At 42.1% G+C, this 17,660-nt stretch carries 19 protein-coding genes and 3 pseudogenes; 14 read left to right on the forward strand and 8 right to left on the reverse strand.

Annotation, left to right across the window (positions count from 1 at the left end):
• Positions 1-214: 214 nt before the first annotated feature.
• Positions 215-634, reverse strand: a complete 420-nt coding sequence (locus BM122_RS02875; protein WP_143083292.1) for a transposase — start codon at positions 632-634, stop codon at positions 215-217.
• Between the two features lie 262 nt (positions 635-896).
• Positions 897-1,484, reverse strand: a complete 588-nt coding sequence (locus BM122_RS02880) for a hypothetical protein (protein WP_074903609.1) — start codon at positions 1,482-1,484, stop codon at positions 897-899.
• Positions 1,485-1,839: 355 nt separating this feature from the next.
• Here BM122_RS02880 and eutB (BM122_RS24770) point away from each other — a divergent pair, with 355 nt between their 5' ends.
• From eutB (BM122_RS24770) to eutC, 5 genes and pseudogenes are all read left to right on the forward strand, one after another.
• On the forward strand, positions 1,840-2,364 hold the full coding sequence (eutB, locus tag BM122_RS24770) for an ethanolamine ammonia-lyase subunit EutB (RefSeq protein WP_256211853.1): 525 nt from the start codon (positions 1,840-1,842) through the stop codon (positions 2,362-2,364).
• Positions 2,258-2,500, forward strand: a complete 243-nt coding sequence (gene eutB / locus BM122_RS24775) for an ethanolamine ammonia-lyase subunit EutB (protein WP_256211854.1) — start codon at positions 2,258-2,260, stop codon at positions 2,498-2,500. Before eutB (BM122_RS24770) ends, eutB (BM122_RS24775) begins: the two co-directional genes overlap by 107 nt.
• Positions 2,494-2,987 (forward strand): annotated as a pseudogene (gene eutB, locus BM122_RS24780) (ethanolamine ammonia-lyase subunit EutB). The gene eutB (BM122_RS24775) and the pseudogene eutB (BM122_RS24780) overlap by 7 nt, the downstream one beginning before the upstream one ends.
• Before the next feature lie 22 nt (positions 2,988-3,009).
• Positions 3,010-3,284: pseudogene (gene eutB / locus BM122_RS24785) on the forward strand (ethanolamine ammonia-lyase subunit EutB).
• Positions 3,271-4,074: an ethanolamine ammonia-lyase subunit EutC gene (gene eutC / locus BM122_RS02890; protein ID WP_074903481.1), complete on the forward strand. Its 804-nt coding sequence runs from the start codon at positions 3,271-3,273 to the stop codon at positions 4,072-4,074. Before eutB (BM122_RS24785) ends, eutC begins: the two are co-directional and overlap by 14 nt.
• Positions 4,075-4,211: 137 nt before the next feature.
• Here eutC and BM122_RS23090 read toward each other — a convergent pair whose 3' ends face one another.
• Positions 4,212-5,549 carry a hypothetical protein gene (locus BM122_RS23090; protein ID WP_074903483.1) on the reverse strand — a complete coding sequence of 446 codons (1,338 nt, stop codon included), beginning with the start codon at positions 5,547-5,549 and terminating at the stop codon, positions 4,212-4,214.
• Between the two features lie 1,494 nt (positions 5,550-7,043).
• Between BM122_RS23090 and BM122_RS21445 the strand changes: the two are divergent.
• Positions 7,044-7,793: pseudogene (locus BM122_RS21445) on the forward strand (IS5 family transposase).
• A gap of 219 nt (positions 7,794-8,012) precedes the next feature.
• On the opposite strand, the gene trbK reads toward BM122_RS21445, so the two are convergent.
• The 3 genes from trbK to BM122_RS02920 form a co-directional block, all read right to left on the reverse strand.
• Positions 8,013-8,210: an entry exclusion lipoprotein TrbK gene (gene trbK / locus BM122_RS02910; protein WP_074903486.1), complete on the reverse strand. Its 198-nt coding sequence runs from the start codon at positions 8,208-8,210 to the stop codon at positions 8,013-8,015.
• Between the two features lie 185 nt (positions 8,211-8,395).
• Positions 8,396-8,647 (reverse strand): hypothetical protein, encoded by a 252-nt coding sequence (locus BM122_RS02915; protein ID WP_074903488.1) that lies wholly within the window; start codon positions 8,645-8,647, stop codon positions 8,396-8,398.
• Between the two features lie 629 nt (positions 8,648-9,276).
• Complete coding sequence (locus tag BM122_RS02920; protein WP_074903490.1) at positions 9,277-10,116, reverse strand: thermonuclease family protein; 840 nt, start codon at positions 10,114-10,116, stop codon at positions 9,277-9,279.
• Positions 10,117-10,758: 642 nt separating this feature from the next.
• Between BM122_RS02920 and BM122_RS02925 the strand changes: the two genes are divergently transcribed.
• The 8 genes from BM122_RS02925 (at position 10,759) to BM122_RS02960 (ending at position 16,133) form a co-directional block, all read left to right on the forward strand.
• A complete protein-coding gene (locus BM122_RS02925; protein WP_074903492.1) occupies positions 10,759-11,568 on the forward strand; it encodes an ABC transporter ATP-binding protein in 810 nt (269 codons plus the stop codon).
• Complete coding sequence (gene mlaE, locus BM122_RS02930; RefSeq protein ID WP_074903493.1) at positions 11,561-12,358, forward strand: lipid asymmetry maintenance ABC transporter permease subunit MlaE; 798 nt, start codon at positions 11,561-11,563, stop codon at positions 12,356-12,358. The genes BM122_RS02925 and mlaE overlap by 8 nt, the downstream gene beginning before the upstream one ends.
• Complete coding sequence (gene mlaD, locus BM122_RS02935) at positions 12,358-12,816, forward strand: outer membrane lipid asymmetry maintenance protein MlaD (protein ID WP_074903495.1); 459 nt, start codon at positions 12,358-12,360, stop codon at positions 12,814-12,816. Before mlaE ends, mlaD begins: the two co-directional genes overlap by 1 nt.
• A 37-nt stretch (positions 12,817-12,853) precedes the next feature.
• Positions 12,854-13,474, forward strand: coding sequence for an MlaC/ttg2D family ABC transporter substrate-binding protein (locus tag BM122_RS02940; RefSeq protein WP_074903497.1), 621 nt, complete (start codon positions 12,854-12,856; stop codon positions 13,472-13,474).
• Between the two features lie 35 nt (positions 13,475-13,509).
• Complete coding sequence (locus tag BM122_RS02945) at positions 13,510-13,809, forward strand: STAS domain-containing protein (protein ID WP_074903499.1); 300 nt, start codon at positions 13,510-13,512, stop codon at positions 13,807-13,809.
• 61 nt (positions 13,810-13,870) lie between these two features.
• Positions 13,871-14,785: an ABC transporter ATP-binding protein gene (locus BM122_RS02950; RefSeq protein WP_074903501.1), complete on the forward strand. Its 915-nt coding sequence runs from the start codon at positions 13,871-13,873 to the stop codon at positions 14,783-14,785.
• Complete coding sequence (locus tag BM122_RS02955) at positions 14,782-15,537, forward strand: ABC transporter permease (protein ID WP_074903503.1); 756 nt, start codon at positions 14,782-14,784, stop codon at positions 15,535-15,537. Before BM122_RS02950 ends, BM122_RS02955 begins: the two co-directional genes overlap by 4 nt.
• 335 nt (positions 15,538-15,872) lie before the next feature.
• Complete coding sequence (locus BM122_RS02960; RefSeq protein WP_074903504.1) at positions 15,873-16,133, forward strand: BolA family protein; 261 nt, start codon at positions 15,873-15,875, stop codon at positions 16,131-16,133.
• Between the two features lie 106 nt (positions 16,134-16,239).
• Here BM122_RS02960 and BM122_RS02965 read toward each other — a convergent pair whose 3' ends face one another.
• Positions 16,240-16,368 carry an EAL domain-containing protein gene (locus BM122_RS02965; RefSeq protein ID WP_083398302.1) on the reverse strand — a complete coding sequence of 43 codons (129 nt, stop codon included), beginning with the start codon at positions 16,366-16,368 and terminating at the stop codon, positions 16,240-16,242.
• A 239-nt stretch (positions 16,369-16,607) separates the two neighbouring features.
• On the reverse strand, positions 16,608-17,645 hold the full coding sequence (locus BM122_RS02970; protein WP_074903506.1) for a phosphoglycerate mutase: 1,038 nt from the start codon (positions 17,643-17,645) through the stop codon (positions 16,608-16,610).
• Positions 17,646-17,660 lie beyond the last annotated feature (15 nt).

The following is a 17,660-nucleotide window of genomic DNA, read 5'->3' on the forward strand; positions in this document are numbered from 1 at the left end:
TAACAACTGAATGTACCGAGAAATGGTTTGATCGTCAACGTCAACTGTACGCAAAGTTATCCAAAATTGGCAAAATTTGTGTTCGATCAGCCACAAAAAGTGTTGGTTTAGGTCCTTTTTCGCTATTTGCGTGAAAGACGCCCAGGGGGAAGGTCAGCTCAATCATGAAGAGAGCTGAAAAAGCCGGGCTGCGATTCAGATAGGCTCGAACGGATCAAAAACTTGCGCGGGTAGCCAGTGCTCTGGGTAGCGCCCGAGAGAGCAAGCCGAGGTGATCAAGAATGTTAGTGATCGCAGCTTTCTTCAGCATGGCGGCGATGATTTTCAGGGCTCCACCGCAATGCGGACAATGCTCGATGTCGATATTGAACACTCGCTTGAGCAAACGCGCCCAACTGATGCGCACAGAAGCCATGGGTGGCACATTGTCATTCCTATCGGATGGGTTATTTTTGTTTTTCTTGCTGCCAGGGGTGATCTCGGAACGAAGCTTGGCATTCGGCGCAAGTACGCCATGGAACCGAATGAGGTTGAGCCTTGGCCGGGGAACCAGCGCAGCCAGCCGTTGCAATGACAAACCTGCTTCCGGCAGGTTTACACGGCCGAAGGTCGCCCGGAGGGTGGTGCAAGGCAAGGAACTGCGCGCCATCCAGTCCAGCGGCGACATCACGATAGAGGTCCTGCCATTCCCGCACTGCACCGCTTAAATCTGGCGCATGTGCATTTACTCGTGCGCAAAGCAAGCTATGCCGATAAAGTCATTAAAGGCTTAGCCAAAGGCGATATCTGGAATGTGTGGTTGGATTTGGTGTTGTCAATGGCAAGGACGGAAGCGTTGAGCTTGCGCTCGTAGAGAATGGTGTTGGGGTAACGCCGGCTTATTTGCTTTGAAAGAATTACCGAGCGGGAAAGAAGCGTTTAAATACCCAGTGTGATGGCAAATACACCAGGAACACAAATGCAAACAGAAGCAGCACCAAATACCAAAAAGGTGGTATCCAATCTTGCTGCTGCGCCGGACCATATACCCAATTGATATTTTCCGAAGGATCTGTCACTAAATAAGTAACCGGCACCACAATCACCGCGAGAGCAATCTGCGCTGGCAATGCACGAGGGTCATAACCGTAGCGCGAAAGCATCAACAGCAATACAGGTGGTAGAAGCAAGTGAAAAGTGCCGGAAAGGATGCGAATGTGCCAGTCTGTCTCCGAGCTGAACATATAAGCAGCAACCTGAGTTAAGTTACCGCCTGCAATAAAATCCATTATCCACATGAGTTCAAGCAGCAATACCCCGACCGCCATAGTACTTGCGAGAAACCGACTCTCCAACCACAGTGCTGGTACCATTACGATCAACGCTATATCAGAAAACCATAAGAAATTAGCAGGTCCCAGATCATGCCAGTATACAGGCACGATAATGAGAACCATCAGACTGTAAGTCCACTTGAGCCACAGGGGGATGCGTGTTCTATTCATTAAATAACTCACAAGAAGATGAAAATATAAAAAAGCAAAAGCCACAGTATATGGCTGTGTTAAGCGTTGTATTTTCCATGAAATAGAAATATTTTCCCAGGTTAGTGTGTATAGGGAAAATAAACACTTTTTTAATAACAACCGAATGTAGCGGGGAAACAGTTTGATCGTCAAATGAACGGAAAGTCATCCGGAATTGGCAAAATTTGTGTTCGATCAGTCACAAAAAGTGTTGGTTTGGGTCCTTTTTCGCTATTTGCATGAAAGACATCCAGGGGTAAGGTCAGCTCAAATTTAACTGCCAGAAGGGGGAAATAAAAGGGAAGTAGGTAGCGGTGGGATAGGCTATCAGCTCATGTACACTGAAAAAAACCTCATTGAACTATTTATGGTCTACCGCTTCAGCATAGGCGCATTTTGCTACCCATTTAATGGCTTGAAAGATCTGCTCGCCAAGGCATCTCCAGCTCGTTCGGGGGATGGTTTGGCAGGGGGTGCTGCTGAGACTTATGCCGAGCGAGTGGCCGCACGGATGTGTTTAGCGAAAGTACCCTTAACACGCTTTCTGGAGGAATTGCTGATTCCTTATGAAGAGGATGAAGTGACGCGCTTAATCATTGATACGCATGATAAGCAGGCGTTTAGCAAGATCAGCCATCTGACGGTAGGTGATTTTCGCGACTGGCTGCTGGCAGACAGTACTGATTCAGTCATTTTAAAGCGTGTGGCCGGCAAGCCTTACCCCGGAAATGGCTGCTGCTGTGTGAAAGCTGATGCGCAATCAGGATTTGATTTTAGTAGCCAGGAAATGCGAGTTGATTACTGCCTTCCGCGACACGATTGGTTTGCCTGGCCGCCTTTCTGTCCGCTTGCAGCCTAACCATCCCACCGATTATCCGCGTGGTATTGCTGCTTCCATTTTCGATGGCTTGTTATACGGTTCGGGTGATGCCGTCATTGGCATTAATCCGGCATCAGACAGTTTGTCGGCTATGAGGGATCTGTACTATTGGTAGACGAGATCATTCAACGCTACCACATTCCCACACAATCCTGCATTCTTACCCATGTTACCAATCAGATTCAGTTAATTGAAAAAAATATACCGGTCGATCTGGTCTTTCAGTCGATTGCAGGGACTGAAAAAGCGAACAACATTTTGGCATCGATCTCGCACTCCTTCGTGAAGCCAGGGCGGCCGTGCGCTCTCTTAATCGCGGCACTGTCGGCAACAATGTCATGTATTTTGAGACAGGGCAGGGATCAGCACTATCAGCCGATGCCAATTTCGGCATAGATCAGCAGACCTGTGAAGCACGAGCCTATGCGGTTGCGCGTCATTTCTCTCCCTTGCTGACCAATACTGTCGTTGGCTTTATCGGTCCGGAATATTTGTATCATGGAAAGCAACTCATTCGTGCGGGACTGGCAGGCCATTTTGTGGAAAATTGCTGGGCGTGCCGCTGGGCTGTGATTTTGCTACACAAATCACGCCGAAATTGATCAGGATGATGTGGATACCTTAATGACTTTACTTGCTGCTGCGGGTGTCACGTTTATCATGGGCATTCCCAGTGCGGATGACATCATGCTTAATTATCAGTTTACCTCTTCCATGATGCGCTTTATTTACGAAAGGTGTTGGGGTTGGGTGTGGCTCCAGAGTTCGAACAGTGGTTGAAGCGTGTGAACATCATGAATGATCAAGGTGAGATCCAGCCGGTGGAACCGGTGCATCCTCTATTACAAGGTATGCCCGAGTATTTTTTGACTTTTAACCCACCCAGTGAGCAAGCCTGATAAACCCATCCTGAACCAAGATCCCTGGCAACAGTTGAAGAGGTTCACCCCCGCGCGCATTGCCTTGAGAAGGGCTGGCAGCAGTCTGCCAACTAAGGCGCTACTGGATTTTACCTTAGCGCATGCCATAGCGAGGGACTCGGTCCATCTTGCTTTGAATGTGACAGCTCTTGCTCGGGAATTGAAAGAGCAGGGGTTTTCTATCCAGTGGGTACATAGCCAAGCACCTGATCGCATGAGTTATCTATTACGTCCAGATTATGGACGGCAGCTCAATCAGCAAAGTAGACGGCAGTTACAGGCTATCCAATCTGTCATTCCATCTGGTGCAGTCAATTTGGTCATAGTCGTTGGCGATGGATTATCCTCATTGGCAGTTGAGCGCCATGCCAAGCCATTACTTATCGAAATAAAAAAGAATATTCCTGAGCAATGGAAATTAGGCCCCGTCGTGATTTCCTCACAAGCACGTGTCGCTTTGGCTGATGAAATTGGTGAGTGGCTGGCAGCCGATATCGTTGTCATGCTGATTGGGGAATGCCCAGGATTGAGATCGCCTGACAGCTTGAGCATTTATATGACCTATGCACCCAAGGTCGGTTGTAATGATGCAGACCGGAACTGTATTTCTAATATTTGCTCCGATGGGTTATCTTATGAGACTGCCGCAAAGAAACTATTCTGGCTGGCAAGAGAGGCGATACGTCGAAAGTTGTCGGGCGTAGCGCTAAAGGATGAAAGCAGTTTGCAAGAAATCGCTGTTATTGAGCAGCATAGAAAACTGATTTAATTATAATAAATAAAAATTTCCGTTATCTTAAACCAGATAGTTACTGCTCACGATAAAGGTTAGAAATTTCTGGGGTTCTATAGCTACAAACCCCAGATTTCTTAAGAGGAGAGTAGATCCCCTCTCTTGATACGTTATTAACCCTCTGGAGTAATGACGTTATCCCAGGTGGGCGGTTGACCTACCAGCGTAATCGATACATCATCACCAAAGTTAACGATGAAGGTATCAGCCTCTATTTTGATATTGGTAATGTGACTGGCTATCTCTTCACGAGTTAAACCATACTCAGTGAAATCTAGCATGTCTCCTTCTTGCCCGTTATAGCTGTCAATTTTCCAGTGCCCCAGATCATGGAAAACAAAATTATCTGTTCCCTCTTCACCTTGGCAATGTTCGTTTGGACGTGCGTCAACATGTTTATGACCACCATGACCTTTACCACCATGATCATCACCGCCTTGGCCACCTGATCCGCCGTTACCACCTGATCCGCCGTGACCGCCTGATCCACCGTTACCACCTGATCCGCCGTTACCGCCTGATCCGCCATGATCACCTGATCCGCCGTTACCGCCTGATCCGCCGTTACCACCTGATCCGCCGTTACCGCCTGATCCGCCATGATCACCTGATCCGCCGTGACCGCCTGATCCACCGTTACCACCTGATCCGCCGTTACCGCCTGATCCGCCGTGATCACCTGGTTCACCGTGATCACCTGATCCACCTTGACTACCTGATCCGCCGTGATCACCCGATCCGCCTTGACCACCAGATCCACCTTGGCCACCAGATCCACCTTGACCACCAGATCCACCATGACCACCATGATCATCACCCGTAATGACATCATCCCAACTGATATGACCAGGCTGTACCCCTGCCAATGTGATATCTACATTATCACCAAAATTAATGATGAGGTTATCTGCCTCAACTCTGATATTGGTAACATGACTAGCTAGTTCATCGCGTGATAAACCATATTTGGAGAAATCCAGCTTGTCTCCTTGCGACGCATTAAAATCATTAATTTTGTAGTGTCCCGCATCTTGGAACACAAAATCATCTGCCCCTGATCCACCAACGTAAACTGCATCTGGAATGACTGCGATAGTATCATCACCACTTGTGCCACTGGTAGAAGTAAGTACTGCAGTAGTTTCAACGCTCCCCGCGCCGCTGGTAGAAGTATCTACTGTAGTAGTCTCAGCACCGCCCGTGCCGTTGGTAGAAGTATCTACTGTAGTAGTCTCAGCACCGCCCGTGCCGCTGGTGGAAGTATCTACTGTAGTAGTCTCAACACCGCCCGTGCCGCTGGTGGAAGTATCTACTGCAGTAGTATCCACGCCCTCCGTACCGCCGGTAGAAGTACTTTGTTGTTGGGAGTCACTTCCAGCCAAATTTTTAATAGCTTCAATATTTACATTGTCACCGTTTGTGCTCGTTATATTTTCACTGCTTGTAGCCATTGTTTTTCTCCGTTTATTTTAAGCTAATGTAACTAAATGATTCTTACCATCACGTTAATATTAAGAATTGCTATCGTATAGATTCTTTATATCCTCCTTTAATGCGTATAAAAGTTGTGACAACTTATAATAAGCAATATCCATGCCAAAATATATTTACCTTATTAATCAACTTATTGCATTATTACATTAGAAGAAAATTGCAAAAAATGTCGTCAATAATTAATCAATTTTCATAAAAAAATGTATTTAATGCATAACGCTTTGTTTTTAAAAGATTTACTGTGTCGCAAATTAGCGACTATTTTTATATTTAATGTTCAAATATATGTTTTTAAATGGTTAAATTTGTCGTTGATTAGGAGTTGTGATGTAAAAATGACCCTGGTACTGAGAAATCCACGCGAATGTGTAAGTAAATTCAATGTTTTATTGTAGATTTTATTTAAGAATGAGGACTCAGTCGGCAAATGCGTACTTTGAATTCAACCGACTGAACATAGTGAGTTTCATGCAGCGCTATAATCCTTAGCTCAAAGAATTCGATATCCCAAAAGTCATAAACCATTTTGTGCCCGAGGTATGCTGAATTGCGTGGAACTCAAAGCCTCTAAAATAGAGACATGAAATGGAGAGCAAAGATAGAATAATTGCCCGATACGCTATAGCCAGGAATTTCGTGAGCAGCTGGTTGAGTTTTTGAAGAAGTAGGGTAATTCAGGTTGAAGCCGCAAAACGGCTATCCTTCTCTCCCCAAGGGAGCGTTAAAGAATTGAGTTTGTGCTAATAGACAAGGCGAGTTTACTAAGCTAGGAAGCACCAGAAACCGCTGGGTGAGCTTGAATGAGAGCACTCCAGAATCAAGCGTGAGTTGGCAGAAACCAAAATGGAGCAAGATTTCATAAAAAAGTGTGCGGTCTATTTCGCGAGGGAGTTGTGATGAAATACGGTTTATGCAAGAAACTGGGTTTACGTTGTAAGCAAAAACACAAATTCAAAGTGACTACTCATTCTAATCATTGCTTACCGGCCTCCCGATATTTTGAATTGGGTATGTGCTATTTACAATTTAAAGTTCAGTTATAAATTGAATTTTAGCTCAACAGACAGGATATTAATCCCGTAGAATTTATTCCATTTCTAAATCAAAACTGACTTTGCCGGCTTCGCCTTGCCGTATTATTTATACTGTCTACGGCTCGCCTTCGCGTTATTTTTGATTTAGAAATGGAATAATAAACCATCCACTAAAGTGATATCAACAGCAACTGAAAAAATATGTTACTGTTTTTTTACTTTAATTAAAGCAGCGCAGTCGTTAATTGCTTCAGCAAGACTTTCATAAGCAAGGTCATTCCAACTTTGGGGAATTTCCAAATTGAGCGAAATTAAAGAAGTAGCTAGGGTCTGTTAACGTTTTAAGGTAAGTATTTCATAGATAGAAACAAACTCGTAAGATTGGGTTTCCTATATCCCCAACAAAACGAGTTTGCGATGCCGCGATGGATGCTCAATGATGAGTTCTGGTCGAAGCTGGAGAAGATTCTGCTTCAAGAAGCGATGGATAACAAGCGCAATCTGCGCATGACGGTAGAAGGCATACTGTATCGAATGCGGGGTGGTTGTTTGTGGTGAAACCTGCCCAAGGCGTTCGGCTGCTGGAATTCCATCTATAAAAGATTCAATGCATGGTCATTGAGCAGGAAAGGGTTCAATATTTTCAAAGCATTGGCTATTGATCCGGATTGGGAATGGAAATTTATGGATGGCAGCTATATTAAAGCGCAAAGCCAAGTGCGGGAGCGGCGAGTCAAGAACCGCAGGCTGAAGGCCAAAAGCCGTGCAGGCAATACCACAAAGATTCACTTAGCGGTTGATGGTTATGGTTTGCCAGTTGAGTTTGAAATTACCGGTGGAGAAGTCAATGACTGTTCTGCAGCACCTGATTTGATTGCCAGGCTGACTGACGCAAAAGCGATGATTGCGGACAAGGGCTATGACAGCGAATAAATACGGGAACAGATAACGAAGAAGGGGGCTCGGGCTGTGATATCGAGAAAGCCCAACTCGTTGGAGGGTAATGCAGATATAGATTGGGGTTTATATCGATACCGGCATTGGGTAGAGAATGCTTTTGCCCGGCTAAAGCAGTATCGGGCAATAGGGACACGATACGACAAACTGAAGCGAAATTATGAAAGTATGGTAGCTATGGCGTGTGGATATCTGTGGCTACCTATGTGAAATGTCAACAGACCCTAGCGTAAGAGAGAATCTTGGTGACAGACCTTACATTTGGCATTCTTTTTACTTTTTCCAATTTGCTCATGCCAAATGTATGGTCTGACTAAAGCCTGCTAAAACCGGATCTGCTGCTCTTTGAAATTGAAAATTGACCTTAACCTTAGCTTTTTCCAAAGCTAGAAACTATTTCTGAATTGGGTGTGAACTTTAATGGTATGTTTAGCCTTCTTTGTTCAAAGCATCGCATTTATCGATAAACGCTTGCCGTTCAGTTTCATTGTTTCTAAAAGCTGTCAGTGCTTTCTCCATTCCTTTTCCCGAACAATTGACTGCATTGGCTTCGGGAGGTCCTCCGTCGCAACCAATCAGCGCGATACTAAGGCCAATAATACAAACGAAGCTAAATTTAATACGCATCCAAAATTCTCCTCTATAAAATTTTACTCTGGCTTGATTACATGCCAGAGTTCTTGATTGCTTGGCGTTGGCCGACCATACGAACCTAACCCTATCATTCTACCTGAATTAGATGACGCTGTATTGCTGGCAATAATATTCACCAAAAATATAAACCATTACCTTATCTTGTCAGGTGATGTAGTCTAAGTGTTATAGCATATCGCTTTGAACAAACTTTCCCTGGCGTAATGTAAGAAATAAGACAATGCTTCGGGATCTGTCTTGCATTTGTCGATCACCAAGTGATGATCTTCTTCAGGTTCGCCAATCTGAAATAACCATACGCGAATGATTTTAAGATCGTTCGCTAAATCTTTGGATGATTTAGATCGTATTAAATCTTGGCTACTTGATACGATCTCAGTACGAGCAAATTCCTGAGCTGGTCTATCCATAATAGAGATATCATTCGATTTGAATTTAAGTGTTTGCCGTTTAGGTTTGCTCATGGTTTTATTTAAATATTATGTGATATTGATGCCAAGTTGCTAATAAAAAAAGAAAAACATGATTGCTATGAGCAAAAAACTATGAAAAGCGTTCAGACTATTTTTTAGTTGTTTCAAAAAGAAATAATAATCTTAATAAATACAATAATATAAAACTTGTGTAAGTTATTAGCAAGCTTTATGGTACTGATTATATTGATTTTTGTAATGCTATTAGCATGTGGGAATCTGGCAGCTATTTCATCGATATTGATTCATCTATTCCAGAATTTGATAGATATATTATATATCTTTGATTTATATTGATTATTTTTAGTAAAATTATTATTCAGGGTAGTTAGAGGTGCCTGAATTATTTGAGTAATCATTAATAAGAGGAATTTTATTTATTTTAAAGCGATTGATTTTCAGTATTATCTTTAACCTACCCTAAAAGTGGTTTTTGAATTTATAGAAAGTTTTTTGCATTCTTTTAAAATATTTGATTTTGCATCTCACTTAACATGACAGAGAGATTTAGGTTAAATGCTCGGCAACCGGACAGGCGAAACTTCTGATCATTGTTTGCTGTGCAGTTAGCGCAAAATAAGTGCGCTAGGGTGATGGATCAATATTGAGTAGTGATCATTTCTATGAGATACCCATCCACGAATTTCCAGCGGTTTATGAAGGTAAGTTTCCAATGCTGGAAATAAGGCAAGGTTGTTATTATCGATCCGGATATCTACTTTATTATTTAAAATCAATTGACTATACCGCTTATTTCTCTTCAATGACATGGGTGTTCCCAAGAAACGTTGCCAGCCCCGTGATTTCTGCGATATTTGCATAAGCGGTCGCGTACGATAGTCAGTTAGCGACCAAATTCCTGATTTTTGTCTTTCAGCTCGTTGCTGTGCCCTGATCATTGCATCAGCATGTCTGAGATTGGGCGGTAGTAAATTGACTACAGCCAATCCTTTTTCCACTAGCATAAGGTTAAGATGCTCTCCATTTGGCAGATAGAGATGAGCAAGCAAGCGATTATAATGATCTTGTTTTTGTCGGTCATATTCCAAGTATACTTTCCGACCTTGTAATTTTTTCTGTAACCATTCTTTAGCAGCTATGCTGCCAGGTTCTCCATCGCGATAACGGCTTTTGACTTCGGGTGCATTAACCCCCAGCAATCTCACGCGTTCTCCTCCTTTTAACATAACAGTATCGCCATCCAATACTTTAACAACTTGATGCTGGGCTCGATGTGGGGTTGGTGATAAATTTAATGGTTTAGCATCAGGAGCGGGGATATCTGAATAGGTGATACTCCCTTGCGCATCTTTGGTACGATAGATTGTGTCAGCAGCACAACCAGGTAAATACAGACCAATGAAAACAGTTAACCACCAGAATGATATTTTTATGATCGGTTTCATCTATTGCATGGCTTTACAATGAAGTTTAGGCAGTGCCTTTCTATTTGAGTGGTTATATAATTTTATTATTTAATCCCATTTCCAAATCAAAACTGACTTTGTTGGCTTCACCTTGCCGTATTATTCATACTGTCTGCAGCTCGCCTTCGCGTCATTTTTGATTTAGAAATGGAATAAGCACCTGAAGCCTTTGTTGAAGAGAGGAATTGGCTGTAGCAATTGATAAAATGATTGATACAGCTTCTGAGCCAATTTCAAATATCGTTGCAGCAATTATTTTTTAATAATGTAATGATATAGAACTTAATTGGCTATTGATTCTAGTCTGGCTAGCTTTATTTCTTATTCCATTTCTAGATCAAAACTGACTTTGTCGACTTCACTTTGCCGTATTATTGATACTGTCTGCGGCTCGCCTTCGCGTCATTTTTGATTTAGAAATGGAATTACAATCTTTACTGGAGCTTTGGTAATTTTTGCATTTTGAACATATCATTGATTTTTTGTGTGGAAAGCATAAAAATAGCATTGAGTTACTGATTTTTTATAAATAATTAAAAGATAAAATCATATCCATGAGCAATATGGATTAAAATCCAGCATTCTGCTTAAAATATATCAATCCATAGTTAGTCCTAAGTAATGTCTGCCCCACTGATCGAAATCAAAGATCTTGCCTTTTCATATAATACTCGTCCCATTCTGAGAAGTGTCAATATGACTATGCCTCGAGGCAAGGTCATTGCTATTATGGGGGGAAGTGGTTCAGGTAAGACTACCTTGTTGCGTTTGATTGGTGGAGAAATCAAACCAATTGCAGGTTATGTCAAAGTTGCTGATCAGGTAGTACATAAACTCAGCAGAAATGATCTTTTTAAAGTACGCAGAAAAATGGGGATGTTGTTCCAGTTTGGCGCCTTGTTTACTGATCTATCCGTGTTCGACAATGTTGCTTTTCAGATACGTGAGCATACCAATCTTCCCGAATCCATGATCCGTGATTTAGTATTGATGAAACTACATGCAGTGGGCTTGCGCGGAGCTTATCACCTGATGCCGGCAGAACTTTCAGGCGGTATGGCGCGGCGTGTTGCCTTAGCTCGCTCGATTGCGCTTGATCCCATGCTGATCATGTATGACGAACCTTTTACCGGACTGGATCCCATTTCATTAAGTGTCATTGGTAGTCTTATTCGCCGGTTAACAGATGCGTTGGGGATGACTTCAATTGTAGTGACACATGATGTGCAAGAATCCTTAAGAATTGTAGATTACGTCTATTTTCTGGCAGATGGAGTCATCGCAGCGCATGGAACTCCGCAAGAAGTAAAGGAATCGGTTGCTCCATTTGTGCATCAATTTGTGCATGGTGAAGAAGATGGGCCGGTTCCTTTTCATTATCCTGCAGAAGCTTATCAAGAGGATTTGAGGCTGGAGACTCATTTTGCCTAAGCGCATTATTACCAGTATCCAGGCTATCGGGCATCGGGTGATTGATAGCATTTGGCGTTTAGGTCGCGCAGCGCGCTTTTTTGCCCTGGTGCTCCTGAAATCAACGACAAGTTTCTTACGTTTTAGTCTCGTTATACGTGAAATTTATTTTGTCGGTGTATTATCGCTCATCATTATTCTGGTGTCAGGCCTGTTTGTTGGAATGGTATTAGGTTTGCAAGGATACGAGACACTGCAGAAGTATGGTTCTGAATCAGCAGTCGGAACGCTCGTGGCATTGTCTCTGGTGCGAGAACTGGGGCCAGTAATGGCAGCATTGTTGTTTGCAAGTCGCGCGGGTTCTGCCATCACTGCGGAGATAGGTTTGATGAAAGCGACTGAACAGTTATCTGCCATGGCGATGATGGCGGTGGACCCGGTTGCACGCGTGGTGGCACCACGCTTTTGGGCAGGGGTTATTTCCATGCCACTACTGGCAGCCCTCTTTTCTGTCTTAGGCGTATTTGGAGGCTATTTAGTAACAGTTATTTTCATTGGGGTTGATGAAGGTTCATTTTGGTCCTCCATGCAGAATGCGGTCGATTTTCGTTATGACATTGTAAATGGTGTCATCAAAAGCTGCTTTTTCGGTGTGGCAGTGACAGCGATAGCAGTTTTTGAAGGGTTTGATGCACCTCCTACAGCTGAGGGAGTTTCAGGTGCGACCACCCGAACAGTAGTGACTTCTGCGCTGGCAATTCTGGGATTGGATTTTGTTTTAACCTCTTTTATGTTTAGAGGAGTAGATTGATGCCACGAACAATAATCGATTTTTGGGTGGGATTGTTCGTAATAGCCGGTATTGGAGCATTACTGATACTCGGATTAAAAGTCGGGAATCTAACGAGTTATAATACTGGCGAAAGCTATACCCTTACAGGAAATTTTGAAAATATTGGTGGCCTTAAAATTAGAGCGCCTGTCAAAAGCTCGGGAGTAGTGGTAGGGCGTGTCACAGATATCCAGTTTAGCCTGGAAACCTACGATGCGCTGGTGACAATGGCTATCAATACTCATTATCGATTTCCTAAAGATACTTTTGCGAGCATTCTGACATCTGGGTTACTTGGGGAGCAATACATTGGCTTATCACCAGGAGGGGATGACGAGATGTTAGCGGAAGGCGATAAGATAATGAAAACCAATTCAGCTATGGTCCTGGAGGAGATGATTGGACGTTTTTTGTTCGATAAAGCTGCAGAGGATTAACATTTCTTAATGATTGATAAATTCTGATAAGGCAAATATGAAAGCACTTTTTAATAAAATTATTGTTCTGGTAACTTGTTTTTTATTGATTGTTCCGGTATCAGCCAAAGAGATACCTCCCGATCAGCTAGTGAGAAATACAGTTGATGAAGTCATCACTATTCTTAAGCAGGATGATGGTATTAAAAAGGGTCAGAAAGATCGTGTTCTGGATTTAATTGAGACCAAAATACTTCCTCATTTCAATTTCACGCGTATGACTCAACTTGCAATGGGGAAAAACTGGTCTAAGGTTGAGGCTCAGCAACGCAAAGAGCTGGTGAGTGAATTTCAGACTTTACTCGTGAGAACTTACTCCAATGCACTTACGAATTACCGTGATGAAGTGATCGAAGTTGCGCCATTGACATCTCAACCTGATGCCAAAACTACAAAGGTCAAAACACGTGTTATTCAAGGTCGTGGCAAAGAACCCGTTCCGATCGATTACAGCATGGAAAAAACCAACCAAGGTTGGAAGGTTTATGATGTGACCGTTGCTGGGGTCAGTCTGGTAACAAACTATCGAAGCACTTTTAATAGTGAAATTAAAAAAGCAGGGGTAGAGGGTCTGATTGCCTCACTTACGAAGAAGAATAAATCATTAGAAGGTCAATAAGCGATTGCATTCTCTTAGATCATTTTTGCAAAGCAATGGTAATTCAGCGTGAAGGTAAAAGAATTTGCGTGCGTGGTGCGGTAATTTTCGATAATGTAGCCGAAATGACCCGACAGGGAATCGCTCTTCTTGATGAAGATGGCTTGATAGTTGATCTGGCAGAAGTTATTGAACTTGATTCATCCGCTATCAGCATGTTATTCGAATGGTTGCGTGTAGCTCATACCAGGAATCAGCAGCTCTATTATGCCAATTTACCCGCGAATTTAGGCAGTCTTATGCAGCTATACGGCGTGACTGACTTTATTCCGTTTGATAACAATATTACGAAATAAAACTGCTCTTCCCCTATTCTATTTCATCTGATTGTCCTTTTTCTTCCAAGCTCGTTCTGCCATGGTTGCAGCAATTGAAATCCACCAGCTTTATAAGTGTTATGGCGCTTTCTCTGCTCTGGAAAATATTAATCTTTCAATCCATCCGGGTGAATTCTTTGCTTTGCTAGGCCCTAATGGTGCAGGGAAAACGACGCTCATCAGTATCCTTGCAGGATTGACGTTGGCGACGAGCGGTCACGCTAAAATTATGGGGCATGACGTTGTTTCTGATTACGTTAATGCACGCAAAAATCTTGGGGTGGTGCCCCAGGAATTGGTGTTTGATCCATTTTTTACTGTCAGAGAAGCGCTCATCATTCAATCTGGCTATTACGGTATTAGAAAGAATGATGCTTGGATTGATGAGATTTTGCATCGCCTGGATCTTACTGATAAAGCCGATACCAATATGCGTGCACTCTCTGGCGGAATGAAACGGCGTGTATTAGTAGCCCAGGCGTTAGTGCACAAACCGCCTGTCATCATTCTGGATGAACCCACTGCTGGTGTCGATGTAGAGCTAAGGCAAGCGCTATGGTTTTTTATTAATCAGCTAAACCGAGAGGGACATACGATTGTCCTGACTACCCATTATCTTGAAGAAGCAGAAGCATTATGTAATCGTGCTGCTATGCTCAAGCAGGGTAAAATTGTTGCATTAGATAGTATACGGAGCCTTATTAATGGTATTCAGGGATTCTCAATCCAACTTCGGCTTTCTTCCGAAACATTGCCGCCTATTTTGCAAGAATGGCCTAGTAGCCGTCATGAGGGTTTGCATATCTTCAAAATAAAAGATTATTTCCAGGTTGAAACAATACTTGCGCTATTGCGTTCCGAGCATATACAAGTACTAGAAATGCAATTACAGCAGCCTGATCTGGAGGAAGTATTTGTAAAAATTATGGGAGCCGAGTCTTCGGAAGTATTATGATTGGTTTTTACACATTATTTTATAAAGAGTTATTGAGATTCTGGAAAGTAAGCTTCCAGACGATATTGGCACCGGTTTTATCTAGCTTACTTTATCTGCTTATTTTTTCCCATGTACTAGAAACGCGTGTACAGGTATATCAAGGAATTTCTTATACATCGTTCTTGATTCCAGGTCTAGTGATTATGGCTATCTTGCAAAACACTTTTGCAAATTCATCTTCTAGCCTGATTCAATCCAAAATATCCGGCAATATTGTATTTATCTTGTTATCGCCTTTATCTTATCTGGAGATATTTCTGGCCTACATCGGAGCAGCGGTAGTGCGCGGCTTATTAGTAGGGTTAGGTGTATACGCTATAACGATGCTATTATATGGCGTGTCACTACAGCTGCCTTTATGGGCTTTATTGTTTGCGATTGCAGGTAGTATGTTATTAGGTGCATTGGGTATTATTGCTGGTGTTTGGTCAGAAAAATTTGATCAACTCGCTGCTTTCCAGAATTTTATTATTTTGCCATTGACCTTTTTATCAGGTGTATTTTATTCGATCCATTCGCTTCCCCCTGGATGGCAATATTTATCACATTTGAATCCTTTTTTTTATATCGTCGACGGACTTCGCTATGGTTTTCTGGGAACATCAGATATTTCCCCTTACTTTAGTTTAGGGGTTGTGATAGTGTGTTTAACAATAGTTTCCTGGTTAACAGTATGGATGTTAAAGAGCGGTTATAAAATTCGCCATTAAACCTGTATCTTGTCCTATTTTATAAGGAAACTCTGAATAAGCCTCTATACAAGCAAACTGGTAAATTGCGGTGTTGTATGTATTTGAAAGATTATCTATAAATTTATCTGATATGACTTATTTTTGTACATTACTGGCTTTGTTTCTTATCTTGTTAAGTTAATTTATTAATCCCATTTCCAAATCAAACTTGGCACGAAAGTATGCCGCAGATAGTATCAATAAGACGGCGAGGAAAAGCCGATAAAGCAGCCTGGATTTTGAAATAGGATAAGCGTTGTCCTGGTTTATTCTCAGTACAGCAACATGAGATTTATTTATCTAAAGGATCGAAAATGATTACCTCAGATTATATTAAACAATGTATTGAAACATCTTTACCATGTGAATGGATTCAGGTAGAAGGGGAAGATGGGCGTCATTTTAGTGCCATTATCGTTAGTGAACAATTCAAAGGAAAAAGCATGGTTCAGCAACATCAACTGGTTTATCGGGCCTTACGGGATAAAATGAAAGAAGAGATCCATGCGTTATCAATGAAAACACTTACGCCTGAACAGTGGGAAGAATATAAGCAAGCTGAGCAGCAAGCTTAGAGCTTGTAGAGATGGGTATAAAGAGAGAAAGCTATTCTCTGGGATATAGTAGGAAAAGGCATACCGCTATGGTAGCTACCATAGCGGTATATTTTTTAACCTATCCTCATTCAAGCTCGTTAAATGATTGTGGCTGAGCAATACCAAATCCCTGAGCAAAATCAACTCCTCTGTCATGTAACTTCTCAACACTCTTAAGTGATTCAACAGATTCTGAGATGGTTTGAATTTTCATGAGGTGGGCTATACGGTTAATTTCTCTTATTCCACTTGCAAATCAAAAATGACATGAAGGTGAGCCGCAGACAGTATCAATAATACGGCAAGGTGAAGCCGACAAAGTCAGTTTTAATTTAGAAATGGAATAAGACTTGATTGCATTAAATTTAGAAAACGCTTAGGTTTTTATTCTTATAGCTACTATAAAAATTAAAAATTGTGTATGAGAAATTAAAGCTACTTATTTTAGTTTAATCAATTTTGCCCATAACTTGATAAGGATTTAGCTCTTGCCCAGAACTTCCATAAATTATTGTGTGTCATTATAAAATTTTTTATGCCACTTTCATTTAAAACGGTAATCGTCAATTGAGAAATTGTTCGTTTTTTCATTGCTTCGAACAAGGGTATAAACCAGTCATTTTCTAGCAAACTTAAATATTCACGCCACTCATATATATTCCTATATTGGGTTTTTCCCCATAGAGAATCAAGTACGATTAAATGATTACCTGATGAGGCTTGGTGCTGCCATTCTTTTGCATCAGGAGGAAGTGGATAACAGTTTGTGCCGCTTGCAACCGCCAGGGCATGAGTAAAAGTATGATCACACCATATCTGGTTAAAAGTTGAGTGTATATTCTGTGGCATCATTCCTCCTCCCCAGAACCAAATGCTATTGATCGCCAATTCGCCTCGCTCTTCTCTTTCCTGGTTAAGCGGATGATTATGTAGCAGCATTTGTATTTCATTAAAAATGTTGTGCCATGCTGGGCTCTCTTCTCCCAGAGGAAGCAAATTATTGATATTTTTGCCAATCATTTCGCTAAGCAGTCGAGTTTGCAAGGAAGGGATTTTGGCAATACGGACATACCAGCGATCAGCGTGAAGTGGTAAAAATACGATCCCACTTTTACTATAATGCTGATTGAGCGTATCGGTAAATTGGATCGATTCCTTTAAGGAAATTGAGAAAACTTGACTGTCAGCTAGCAGCATATGATTGTGCTGAATACGCAGGTGAACTGGATCAGCGCGAAGCCAATACCCATTCTGATCAAATCCTTTGTTTATCCCGTCAAGTTGTAACATAATGGGTGCAACTGGCCAATCTTGCTGTTTCGACACACCGAAAGCCCGACATAGCCATTCTTCTATTCCTTGAGACTGACTCTCGGTATAACGGCTTTTAGCCAGGATGGCTTCTAAAGCAGACAAAGATAAGTCACTATAAACTTCAGGCCTGCCAGCTTCAGGCCAAAATAATCCTGGAATTAGAAGATGTATATGCATAAATTAATAAAAAAT

This window comes from Nitrosomonas communis, assembly GCF_900114745.1.
GTDB lineage: Bacteria > Pseudomonadota > Gammaproteobacteria > Burkholderiales > Nitrosomonadaceae > Nitrosomonas > Nitrosomonas communis_A.